General features: G+C 40.8%; 10 protein-coding genes, 1 tRNA gene and 1 rRNA gene. 1 reads left to right on the plus strand and 11 read right to left on the minus strand.

The annotated features are described in order from the left end of the window. Positions 1-22: 22 nt before the first annotated feature. On the minus strand, positions 23-2,311 hold the full coding sequence (locus J2Z69_RS18980) for an ATP-binding protein (RefSeq protein WP_209866407.1): 2,289 nt from the start codon (positions 2,309-2,311) through the stop codon (positions 23-25). 250 nt (positions 2,312-2,561) lie between these two features. Between J2Z69_RS18980 and tadA the strand changes: the two genes are divergently transcribed. Then, positions 2,562-3,020, plus strand: coding sequence for a tRNA adenosine(34) deaminase TadA (tadA, locus tag J2Z69_RS18985; RefSeq protein WP_209866409.1), 459 nt, complete (start codon positions 2,562-2,564; stop codon positions 3,018-3,020). 46 nt (positions 3,021-3,066) lie between these two features. Here the strand turns inward: tadA and J2Z69_RS18990 are convergent, their stop codons facing one another. The 10 genes from J2Z69_RS18990 to rrf form a co-directional block, all read right to left on the minus strand. Beyond that, positions 3,067-4,143 (minus strand): DUF6612 family protein, encoded by a 1,077-nt coding sequence (locus tag J2Z69_RS18990; RefSeq protein ID WP_209866412.1) that lies wholly within the window; start codon positions 4,141-4,143, stop codon positions 3,067-3,069. Between the two features lie 101 nt (positions 4,144-4,244). After that, on the minus strand, positions 4,245-5,111 hold the full coding sequence (locus J2Z69_RS18995) for a YitT family protein (RefSeq protein WP_245339465.1): 867 nt from the start codon (positions 5,109-5,111) through the stop codon (positions 4,245-4,247). A gap of 229 nt (positions 5,112-5,340) precedes the next feature. Next, positions 5,341-5,496: a small acid-soluble spore protein P gene (locus J2Z69_RS19000; RefSeq protein WP_209866415.1), complete on the minus strand. Its 156-nt coding sequence runs from the start codon at positions 5,494-5,496 to the stop codon at positions 5,341-5,343. A gap of 152 nt (positions 5,497-5,648) precedes the next feature. After that, positions 5,649-5,737 (minus strand) — tRNA-Ser (locus J2Z69_RS19005). A 76-nt stretch (positions 5,738-5,813) separates the two neighbouring features. Beyond that, on the minus strand, positions 5,814-7,097 hold the full coding sequence (gene serS / locus J2Z69_RS19010; protein ID WP_209866418.1) for a serine--tRNA ligase: 1,284 nt from the start codon (positions 7,095-7,097) through the stop codon (positions 5,814-5,816). A gap of 107 nt (positions 7,098-7,204) precedes the next feature. Continuing rightward, a complete protein-coding gene (pdxT, locus tag J2Z69_RS19015) occupies positions 7,205-7,777 on the minus strand; it encodes a pyridoxal 5'-phosphate synthase glutaminase subunit PdxT (RefSeq protein WP_209866444.1) in 573 nt (190 codons plus the stop codon). Between the two features lie 49 nt (positions 7,778-7,826). After that, a complete protein-coding gene (gene pdxS, locus J2Z69_RS19020; RefSeq protein ID WP_209866446.1) occupies positions 7,827-8,708 on the minus strand; it encodes a pyridoxal 5'-phosphate synthase lyase subunit PdxS in 882 nt (293 codons plus the stop codon). A 145-nt stretch (positions 8,709-8,853) separates the two neighbouring features. Then, the gene (locus tag J2Z69_RS19025; RefSeq protein ID WP_209866462.1) at positions 8,854-10,152 is read right to left on the minus strand and encodes a D-alanyl-D-alanine carboxypeptidase family protein; all 1,299 of its coding nucleotides are present in this window, start codon (positions 10,150-10,152) and stop codon (positions 8,854-8,856) included. 198 nt (positions 10,153-10,350) lie between these two features. Continuing rightward, on the minus strand, positions 10,351-11,808 hold the full coding sequence (gene guaB / locus J2Z69_RS19030; protein WP_209866448.1) for an IMP dehydrogenase: 1,458 nt from the start codon (positions 11,806-11,808) through the stop codon (positions 10,351-10,353). 367 nt (positions 11,809-12,175) lie between these two features. Next, positions 12,176-12,268, minus strand: a 5S ribosomal RNA gene (gene rrf, locus J2Z69_RS19035); the annotation flags it as partial.

Consider the following 12,268-nt stretch of genomic DNA (forward strand, 5'->3'; position numbering starts at 1 on the left):
CTATTTACAATTGATCTCTTTTTTACTTACGTACCGCTACCATGGGCAACATTAAGGTGATCGTGGTTCCTTGATTCAATTCACTTTCTATATCAAGCGTACCCTTATGACTTTCAATAATCCGCTGGCTCACCATCAAACCAAGGCCCGTACCCGTTTCTTTACTAGTGAAGAAGGGCTCTCCTATCTTGGCTAGAATATCCTTAGGAATCCCACATCCTTCGTCGCGAATCTGAATAACCACGCTACGTTTATCACCGCGCCAAGTATGCAGATGCACTACTCCTCCTTCAGGCATAGCCTCCATTGCATTCTTGAACAGATTAATAAACACCTGCTTCAACTGGTTTTCCTCACAAAAAATAAGCAGCGTCTCCTGTGAAAAAGATGGATTAAACTCTATGCCCAATAGATGGGCCTGACTATCCAGAAGAGAGATGACATCCCCTAGTATATATCGAATGTCCTTCGTTTGAAAATGTACAGCTTGAGGCTTCGCTAAAATCAGGAATTCACTCACAATGAGATTAATTCGTTCAAGTTCTGACATCATAATATCTGTATGACGAAGATTAACTTGTAAGGACCTCTGTTGAAGCTGAAGGAAGCCTTTTAACGTCGTTAGAGGGTTACGAATTTCGTGTGCCACCCCGGCTGCCAACTGACCTACCGTTGTAAGCTTCTCAGAACGCCGCAGAAGCTCCTCCATTCGGTTACGCTCACTCATATCTCTAGAAATAATAACGAACGCAGTGATTTGCCCTTCTTCATCTACAATAGGAGACTGACTTACACTTACCCTTACCTCATGTCCATCTTTGTGCAGACGCATGGTCTCCGCAGAGATAATAGGGATTCCCTTGTGAAGTTGATAGAACCAGCTTTGCTCTTCCTGCTCATATGCTTTGGGAATATAGACGAGAGTCTTGCCGATGACTTCTTCACTACTCCACCCATAGAGATGCTCAAATGCCTTGTTTACGCGAATGACTCGTCCTGCAGGATCTGTCAAATGTATGGCATCTGCCGTCTGTCTTATTATAGACTCTAGATGTTCTTTAACAGAACGATTCTCATCGTTGATCTCTCGAAGGTCCCTTGTATATCTTACTAAGTTTCTTGCCATTGCATTAATTCTTGTAGCTAATAAGCCCAGTTCATCCTTACGTGTTACTTCAAGTGCTGTTCCAAAATCCCCATCTGCCATTCCATTTACTTTAATCAAAATATCTTGAATCGGGCGAATTAATAAACCTGCTAGTATATAACTTGCGAAGATCACAATTTCAAGTAAGACTAGTGAGATTGCAATTTGACTGACCATTTGCTTAGAAATTACCGAATAAATAGGATCATAGCTGGAGATAATCCGAATAATATAAGATCGATTCTCAGAATTCGAATGAATAGGTACAAATGTTTTAATAATACGCTCTCCATTCATCCTCTCTTCATATTGAGTTACGGTACTTCGATCTAGGGCTTCCTTCATTTGCTTCATATCCTCTTGGGGGTTCCTCAACTTATATGTCCCAAAAGCAATAGGCCGGTCATTTCTAGCTACAGATTTCTGACTCTCAAAGCTTCCGCCCCAACGGTTTGTAATGGTAAAAGGATCTGGATTGATTCCTGTAATCTCCATGATTCCTGCATTTGCTTCTCTAGACTTATCAATAATACTATCCGGATTAATAATTTTGAAATACTCATCTACTTCTTCGCCATTAATGTAGGGATCTATAATGTAGTTGCTTGTTCCATCGTAATAATAACCCCATTTTTCTATGTAACCTGGATTAGAAACGGCATATTCGAATGGGCCCGTCCAGAAATCTTTTAACGTATACCCTTGTTTTATATCAATCTCTTTATTGTCTAAAAGCTGATTTAAGGCTGCATACCATAAGTCCCATTTTTTTGTAGAAAGACCGATTTCCTTTGGATTCGAAGATTGAGCTATAATTATATCATCAGCTTTCTTTACAAAAAGGGCAATGCCACTAACCTCTACCTTCTTAGATATGGCTACTAACTGTGTAGATGTTACATTATTAATATCAGGACCAAGTTCATGTTGCGCTATTATAGAAGCAAGCCTTAACTTCTTGGCCATCTGCCGCTCTGCATATTCCGAACTTTCTCTACTTTGCTCCACTGCTAGAGAAATTTGCTTAGCCATTAGCATCATCTTATTTTCACTATCTTTACGCATATTTTCCTTCGTGGTAAAGTAGCTGAGAATAATATTGAGTGATAACAATACTACTGCCAAAAAAGATATAATAATGGATAGCTTGGTTTTTATCGACACCTTATTGCTCACTCCTAGCCGTCCAACTTCCGAAAATTGGAATCATATCTACTTTATAATACCTTTATCGACATCTTTTGCAAAGATTAAGAATGCACTAATCAGGGATAAATTGTTATACCTTTTAAATTTAAAAGAGCTGTGGATAACTAAAAAGTTATGCACAAAGTTATGCACACCCTGTTCACAACGAATATTTGTTCGCTGAATAACAAAATTATATAAAACAGAATGAGGCGATCGAGTAAGTATGTATAATGATGAATTCTGGATGAGACAAGCTATGGAAGAAGCTTATAAAGCAGAATGCATAGGCGAGGTCCCTATAGGGGCAGTTGTCGTATGGAATGAAGAGATTGTTGGCCGAGGACATAACCTTAGAGAGATTAATCATGATCCCACCGCTCATGCCGAGATCATTGCAATACGTCAGGCTAGCCTTAAACTTCAATCTTGGCGCCTTTTGGATTGTCGTCTCTACGTTACCCTTGAACCTTGTCCTATGTGTGCAGGAGCCATCGTACAGAGCCGAATTCCCCATGTAATCTATGGCACCACCGATCCTAAGGCAGGTTGCGCTGGAACGCTTATGAACTTGCTGCAAGAGTCGCGCTTTAACCATCAGACTAAAATAACGGCTGAAGTGCTGCAACCCGAATGCTCTGCGATGTTAACGCAATTTTTCCGCAAATTACGAAATAAGATCTAACAAAAAGAGCACTTGCTAATTACGCAAGTGCTCTTTTCAATTCTATTTACTGTAGACCTGAAGCAGCACCCATTTGTTGCTGAAGTTGCTCTAAAGTAATCGTATTGGTAGGAATACCAATATCAAATTTCTGCTTTTCGTTAATTTTAGTGTACGTAGTATTTCCCTCAACGTTAAGTTTCACATCTTGTTTTGTACTTGGATCACTAATCTCAACATTTGCATTTAAATTTTGGTAGGAAGGATAATCATTTTTATCAATAGCTGTATTCACAGTAAATTGATTAATTTTCAAGTTATTTTTCATTTCATTTATTGCTTTATTAAGCTCATCTTGATTTCCCGACATTATATCTTTTTTAGCTTTGTCGATATCCTCTTTGGAGAGTTGTAGCATATCTCGATACTCATCTTTGCTAATGATATCCAAGATCTTAGGAAGCGCTTTGTTCACAAATGTGGTTACAGCTTCCTTTACATTCTCGTTAGTAATATAAAATTGAACAATTTGCTTTTCGCTATAATCTTTAGGAAGGGCAATATCTTTTTTATCCAAATTCTTAAAATATTTAGCTGAGTCATACTCTGCAAAAACAGCATTAGATATTTCCGACCCTAACTTTTGAGTTTTCTCAGGATTGAACATATCCGCTTTAAGTTCCGTTCCACTTTCTTTAGCCAATTCCTTCAGGTCAAGAACCAAGAATTTATTAATAGATTCTTTTGGCAGTGGTAAGAATGGAACACTAGGAATCTTAACGTATATCTTCTCTGGTGTCATGACAAAAGGAATGGTAATTGTAGTAGCTACATCCCCTTTTAGCTTAATTTCCAATGTAGATTCCGTTTGCATAGGTGCTTTTTGATAGACGGAGTGGACATTAAATTCAGCATTTTTAAGCATTTGGACAACTTGCCCCACTTGTTCCTGACCTTGTCCCATGTTAGTAGTGAAATCTTTGATCATGAACTGATTGTCTACTACATAAGTATCCATCTTCATTGCGTTCGCGGCCGCAGCTTGAAGTGCCTCTTTGGGTTCTTTTTTACTAGTACAGCCTGAAAGTACTACAACTACAGTCAGCATTAGAACCAGTGTTAACCCCATAATACGTTTTCTCATCTGTTTCTCCCCTCGTGTTTCCCCTAAATTGTTACAGAACACACTAATTATGATAAACCATTTTAGGGCTTGTAGAAACCCCTGAATGAGAATACTTAAATTTAGTGGATATCTTTTTTCTTGAACCGACCGCCCTTGACATCATGTATGTTCCCTACAGCCAAGAATGCACGTTCATCAAATTGGTTCACAATGTCTTTGAGCTTAGCTTCTTCCAGTCGCGTAATGACACAGAATATGACCTTTTTAGGATCGCCTGAGAAGCCGCCTTCCCCCGCTAGATAAGTTACGCCCCGTCCAAGACGGCTGATGATGGCATCTCCAATTTCATCAATATTGTCACTGATAATCCAGACCGATTTGGATTCGTTCAGACCATCAATCACAATATCGATGACTTTGAAAGCAATATAGTAAGCAAGAATAGAAAATAAAGCTGCATCCCACCCGAAGACAAATCCAGCTCCACCAAGAATGAAAATATTCAAAATCATAATAATTTCTCCTACGGAGAATGGAGTTTTTCGAGAGATTAAGATCGCTATGATTTCCGTACCATCTAACGATCCGCCAAAACGAATAACAATACCCGTCCCGAGACCTAAAAGAATTCCTCCAAAGACGAAGGCTAGTAACGTTTCTTGGCTGAACGCCTGAACATGATGTAAAAGTGCTGTAGTAGTCGACATGACCGAAATACCAAGGAGTGTAGAGAACGCAAAGGTTTTACCAATTTGTTTGTATCCTACGACTAAAAAGGGGAGGTTAAGTAGAAATAAGAAAATACCTAGAGGTAAACCGGTGTAGTGCGAGACGATAACGGAGATTCCGGTTACACCTCCATCTGTAATGTCATTAGGCACTAAGAAAAGCTCAAGTGCTGCAGCATAACATATAGCTCCTAGAACTATAAACAAACAACGAAGGAGAATATTTCTTAACGGCTTCTTTTTGTGTTGCCGTGGCATCTGGGGAAAAGGGATAGGTGGCTGCATCTGATCTGTCATGTGGTTATCTGTCATCAAATCACAATCCTTTCATTTATGTTTTTTCCGATCTCTCCATTCCTAATATAGTGTTCATCGGGAATTCAGTATCCCTACCTCTATTATTACATTAATTCATAGACGTGTCTTGCCATTTGGGCAAAAAGTCGCAAAATAGACGAAAATTGCCCGAATTCGGGCAATTCTGAGATTAACCACCTTCACGATTATGATGATCCACGTGATTTTGATTCTTTACCTTTTTGGAACCCGATAAGGGTTCTTGATTCCCTGAATTCTCTGCCTTATGCCGTTGATTAGGCTTAGGATTCTGACCTGGTACTTCCATGCTCTTTGGTTTGCTCATCGATTATCATCCTCTCTTAAAAAATACATCTCATCTAACTTATAATGCCTATGTAATTTGCGATAAGAGCCCTTATTTTATACAGAATACATGCTTAAAATATAACAAAAAAAGCCTGCTCCTAAGAGCAGACTCATCAGTTGAATTATAAATGGCGGAGAGGGTGGGATTCGAACCCACGTGGAGTTGCCCCCTAACGGTTTTCAAGACCGCCCCGTTATGACCGCTTCGGTACCTCTCCAGATATAAGACTAATGTCTTCATGTGTTAAAAACAAAGACAAGTTAGATTATATCAAGCCTTGAGCGAATTAGCAACTATTTTTTTGAAGAAATAATTTCGATATTGCCCATATAAGGTCTCAGCACCTCAGGAATCACAATCGTACCATCTTCTTGTTGGTAATTCTCAATAATAGCCGCTACCGTCCGTCCTACAGCAAGTCCAGAACCATTCAAGGTATGTACGAATTCCGGTTTGGATTTAGCATCTGGTCTAAATCGAATATTTGCTCGACGGGCTTGGAAATCTTCAACGTTAGAACAAGAAGAAATCTCGCGATATGCACCGCTTTCTGGCAACCATACTTCGAGGTCATAGGTCTTCGCCGCAGTAAAGCCCATATCTCCTGTACAGAGGGCTAGTACGCGATATGGCAGGTTAAGTAACTGCAGTACGCGCTCAGCGTTCTGAGTCATGCTCTCAAGCTCTGCATAAGAGTCTTCCGGATGCACAAGTTTGATCATTTCAACTTTATTGAATTGATGCTGCCGAATTAGGCCTCGCGTATCTCTACCGGATGCACCAGCTTCCGAGCGGAAACAAGAACTATATGCCACATAACGTAGAGGAAGATCCTCAAGACTCAGTATTTCCCCACGATGATAGTTAGTTACAGGTACTTCTGCTGTAGGAATTAGATAATACTCTGTGTCACGAAGCTTAAATAGATCCTCTTCAAACTTAGGAAGTTGTCCTGTTCCATATAGACTATCCTTATTTACAATATAGGGAGGAAGCATCTCTTCATATCCATGTTCATTACTATGCAAATCCATCATGAAGCTGATTAGCGCACGTTCTAGTCTAGCTCCAAGCCCCTTATAAAAGGTGAACCTAGATCCTGTGACTTTAGCAGCAGCCTCAAAATCCAAAATGCCTAAATCAGAAGCAATCTCCCAGTGTGCCTTGGGTGTGAAATCAAATGACCGCGGTTCGTTCCAACGACGAATTTCCACATTGTCTTCTTCTGAAGCGCCTAGAGGCACAGAATCACTAGGAATATTAGGAATGGACATCGTCAGTTCGTCAATCTGTACCTCAAGAGCGCGGACTTCTTCATCTAGCACTTTGATTCGATCGCCGACCTCTCTCATCTCTACGATGAGTTGATCTGCATCTTCACGATTTTTCTTCCGCTTGGCTACTTCTGCAGATACAACATTACGACGATTCTTAAGGAGCTCACTTTCCTGAAGAAGTTCACGTCTTTTCTCGTCAAGTTGAGGAAAGCTAGAAATGAGGTCTAGGGATTTGCCTCTCTTTTTCAAGGCTTCTTCTACCCGGCCATATTCATTTCTTAATATTTTTACATCTAACATAACATGTCCCTCCTAGAACAAAACCTTAAACCCCAAGCCTCTTTTATAGGCTAAAATTGAACTACATCCGGCTCGGAATAAGATTCCAGACCAGATGTAGTCGATAATTATTTCTTTTTTTGTACCATATCTACAAAATATTGATGGAGTGAAAAATCATCCGTCAGCTCAGGATGATAGGAGCTAACAAGAATATGACCTTCTCTAGCTGTTACGATCTCATCCTTGTAAGTGGATAATACATCAACCGTCTGACCTACCTTTGTAATTAAAGGAGCCCGAATGAATACAGCTCTCACCGGTTGATCTAATCCTTTCACAGGTAGATCCGTCTCAAAGCTCTCTCGTTGCCGACCAAAGGCATTGCGGGATACCCAAATGTTCATAAGTCCCAGATGAGATTCTTCTCCACTTTCAATGTGCTTGGCGAGTACGATAAGTCCTGCACACGTACCGAACAATGCTTTTCCTTGAGCAGAAAATTCACGAATAGCATCGATAAAATCATATCTTCTCATGAGTTTGCCGATGGTCGTACTTTCTCCTCCAGGTATAATGAGTCCGTCTATTTCCTGCAACTGCTCTTTGTGCTTAATGGCTATTGCTGCAGCACCTGTCTTCTCAACACTTCGGATGTGCTCTGCCACCGCACCTTGCAGTGCTAACACGCCTATTTTCATGACCAGTCCTCATCTTTCTAATTCGTATCTTAATGCTTAAAAATTAGAATTACCAGCCGCGGTCGCTCATACGTTCTGCTGGACTAAGTTTAGAGATTTCGATTCCTTTCATCGGCGTACCGATGTTTTTGGATACTTCCGCAATCAATTTGTAGTCGGTGAAGTGAGTCGTCGCTTCTACAATAGCACGAGCGAATTTCTCAGGGAATTCGGATTTGAAAATACCAGAGCCTACGAACACGCCGTCAGCGCCTAGGTGCATCATCAATGCCGCATCGGCCGGAGTAGCTACACCACCAGCTGCAAAGTTAACTACAGGCAATTTTCCATTGACATGAATATCAAGGAGCAAATCATAAGCTACACCTAAATTTTTTGCTTCTGCATACAGCTCATCCTTGGACATGTTCTTAACTTTGCGAATCTGGCTGTTAATTAGACGCATATGTCTTACAGCTTCAACTATGTTACCTGTTCCTGGTTCTCCTTTTGTACGAAGCATAGATGCACCCTCGCCAATACGGCGTAATGCTTCACCCAGATCTTTTGCTCCGCAAACGAAAGGAACAGTGAATTCGCTTTTATCAATATGATAGACCTCATCGGCTGGTGTTAATACTTCACTCTCGTCCAAATAATCAACACCAAGAGATTCAAGAACCTTAGCTTCCACATAATGTCCAATTCGAGCCTTAGCCATAACTGGAATAGATACTACTTTCATCACTTCTTCTATAATTGTAGGATCCGCCATACGGGCTACGCCACCAGCTGCACGAATATCAGAAGGAACACGTTCTAGAGCCATAACCGCTGTAGCTCCAGCAGCCTCCGCAATTTTGGCTTGTTCCGCATTCATGACGTCCATAATGACGCCGCCTTTTTGCATTTCTGCCATACCTCTTTTTACACGAGATGTTCCTGTTTCCATGTCATTGCCTCCCAAAATATATCATTATTTGCTATTATACAGCAGAATTTCTATCATAATACTAGCTTGCTCTAACTTGTTATATTACAAGATAATCCATAAATATACAACCTATACGGTCGGAATTAGCTCATCTTCTATGGTGCTAGAATAAATTTTTGATAGCCGTGAACAAATCTGCGAAGAATTGACCAATGGCACGTAAAAAGAGCTTGAACCAGCCCGCTTTTTCCGCATCTTCTGTAGTGACGAGATTGACAGATTTAACAGTTGGCGTAGCACTGTTGTCGGATTTATACGTGTAAGTTACTGTACCTACAACTGTTCCTTTCTTCAAAGGTGCCACAAGTTTGTCTGCATCCACCCATTTCACATCAGGTTTAATTCCGCTTAAGTTAGCACCTTTTTTCACCATAAAGCCCACAGGTTGGTCAGTAACAACAGCTACTTCAGATTGTTTAGATTTTTTGATAGCTACATGTTCTGCACCCTTAACCGTAGTTTTGGGAGCAACAACTTGTTTCAGTTCATAATTATCAAAACCATAATCAAGCAGCTTTTTCGTCTCAACAAAACGTGACTTTTGTTGCTTGGCATCTGTACCCATCACCACACTGATTAAACGAACCCCATTACGTACGGCTGTACCTGTAAAACAGTTGCCCGCATTTTCCGTATGGCCTGTCTTTAATCCATCTAGACCTGGATATGCGTACTGTTTAAAGTTAATATTGGATTTATTCGCCTCAAGCATCCAGTCTAAATTCTGAAGTAGCGTTTTGTCACGCTCTCTGAATTTGTAGGATTGAATCGTAGTGAATTTCGTAAAATCCGGATGGTCCGTTACTATATATTTTGCAAGCGTCGCCGCATCTTGAGCAGACATTTTAGTCTCTCTTGGATCTGACGGACGATAATTCTCAGGCATATCACCTACATTTAGTCCAGTAGAATTTGCAAAATAGGCCGTTTTCATGCCCATCCGCTTTGCTTCATCATTCATCAGCTTCACAAAGTTTTGCTCTGTGCCTGCCACTTTCTCAGCTAGAGCCACCGTTGCATCATTAGCTGAAGCAATAGCCATAGCGGTATAGAGCTGCTCTACCGTATGCTCGTCCCCTTGAGCTAAAAATACTCTTGAGCCGATTTGCTTGGATGCATTTTCCAATGTGCTCACTTTATCCGTCCATTTAAGCTTACCTTGCTTTACTTGGTCTGCAACAATATATTCCGTCATCATCTTGGTCATACTTGCTGGAGGCATAGGGTCGTCCCCGTTAACGGAATATATAATTTGACCTGTCGTGGCTTCCATAAGTATCGCAGATCTAACCTGTAACCCTAAAGCATCCGTTGAAGTAGTAGACGTAATTGCAGCCTTTTTGGCAGGAGCTGCTAGAGCTACTCCTCCCATAGCAATTGGGCTGATAGACATACATAACATATTAATTAATAGAAGCGACGTCACACTTTTTCGTAGAATCCGCCGTTTCGAATTATGACTTACAAGAAATTTCAATGCCCTTTAAGCTCCTCTCATCTCTTTCAATTCTTGTTCTATTCTATCACAGGGGGTATCGCAAAAAAAGATAGACCGAACGATTTATGTCCGGCCTATCTTCAATTCCACAACAGTAATCTTTTAGAAAGAGTAGTTCGGTGCTTCTTTAGTAATTTGTACATCATGGGGATGGCTTTCCCGTAGTCCTGCACCTGTAATCCGAACGAATTCAGTATCATTGCGAAGTTCGTCCAAATTGGCTGTACCACAGTAACCCATACCAGAGCGTAATCCTCCAATAAGCTGATGAATTGTATCGGATAGCGGGCCTTTGTAAGCCACCCGTCCTTCAATACCTTCAGGCACAAGTTTTTTATCATCATCTTGGAAATAACGATCTTTACTACCTTGTTTCATGGCACCCAGCGATCCCATACCCCGATATACTTTGAATCTACGTCCTTGGTAAATCTCGGATTCACCCGGACTTTCTTCCGTTCCAGCGAACAAACTACCTAACATCACGGCATGAGCTCCAGCAGCAATAGCTTTTGGAATTTCTCCAGAGTACTTAATACCGCCGTCTGCGATAATAGGGATCCCGTATTCACGTGCCACAGTAGCACAGTCATAAATTGCTGTAACCTGTGGTACCCCTATACCCGACACGACACGCGTTGTACAGATAGAACCTGGACCAATACCTACCTTCACTACAGAAGCACCCGCTTCTATAAGGTCCCTTGTTCCATCCCCCGTAGCTACATTTCCTGCAATAATGGTGAGATCAGGATAGCGACGGCGCAACTCACGCACCGCATCTAAAATATTAATATGATGTCCGTGGGCTGAGTCCACAGTAATAGCATCCACACCTGCTTGCACAAGAGCTTCAGTACGCTCAAACGTGTCCTTTGAGATTCCAATGGCTGCACCTACCAGCAGTCTACCTTGTTGGTCTTTTGCTGCGTTCGGGAACTGAATGGCTTTCTCAATATCCTTAATCGTAATGAGCCCTTTGAGAACATTTTGCTCATCCACGAGGGGTAGTTTTTCAATTTTATGTTTTTGTAAGATTAACTCTGCTTCCTGAAGAGTTGTTCCTACCGGCGCAGTCACCAAATTCTCATGTGTCATGACTTCTTCAATCGCAATATTGTAATTATGAATAAACCTTAAATCTCGATTCGTTAGTATCCCAACTAATTTTTGATTGTCGTCTACAATCGGTACGCCGGAGATCCGATATTTTCCCATAACTTCTTCAGCGTCGGATACCAAATGCTTTTTAGTTAAAGAAAAAGGATTTGTAATGACACCACTCTCAGAACGTTTTACACGATCTACTTCTTCAGCCTGTCTCTCAATAGGCATATTCTTGTGAATAATGCCTATGCCACCTTCACGCGCAATAGCAATCGCTAAAGCAGCTTCAGTTACCGTATCCATTCCCGCACTGATTAAAGGAATATTAAGACGTACCTTGTCACTTAATCGTGTAGATACATTTACTTCCTTGGGTAAAACCTCTGATTTTCTAGGAATTAAAAGAACATCATCAAACGTTAAACCTTCTTTGGTAAATTTACTTTGCCACACCAGGGTTTTCCTCCTCAGTATTCTTGTCCCAGCAGCCCCTATCCATCTCTCTTGTTGGCCGAAGATCGTTCTTACGGGAATTATTTGTACCATCTTAGCAAAGGGGATATTGACTGTCAACATACAAACAATCTGCCTTTATACTAAATTCTTGCCATTTCTTTTTTTGTTTATAATTTTATCCCCTATATATTAATTGTGTAGTTACACAGGAAAGATCATTAGTATATGCATTTAGTTTATGTAACACACTAAGTTAAGCTTATTTAAAAGAAATTAAATAACCAAATTCTTAGTTATCATTTTCTTAGTTATCATTATATTCTAAAAAAAGAAGCACTGCCTAATGGCAGTGCTTCTAATAGTTGCTTGGCGGCGTCCTACTCTCCCAGGACCCTGCGGTCCAAGTACCATCGGCGCTGGAGGACTTAACGGTCGTGTTCGGGATGGGTACGTGTGG

It is taken from the genome of Paenibacillus shirakamiensis, from assembly GCF_017874255.1.
GTDB lineage: Bacteria > Bacillota > Bacilli > Paenibacillales > Paenibacillaceae > Fontibacillus > Fontibacillus shirakamiensis.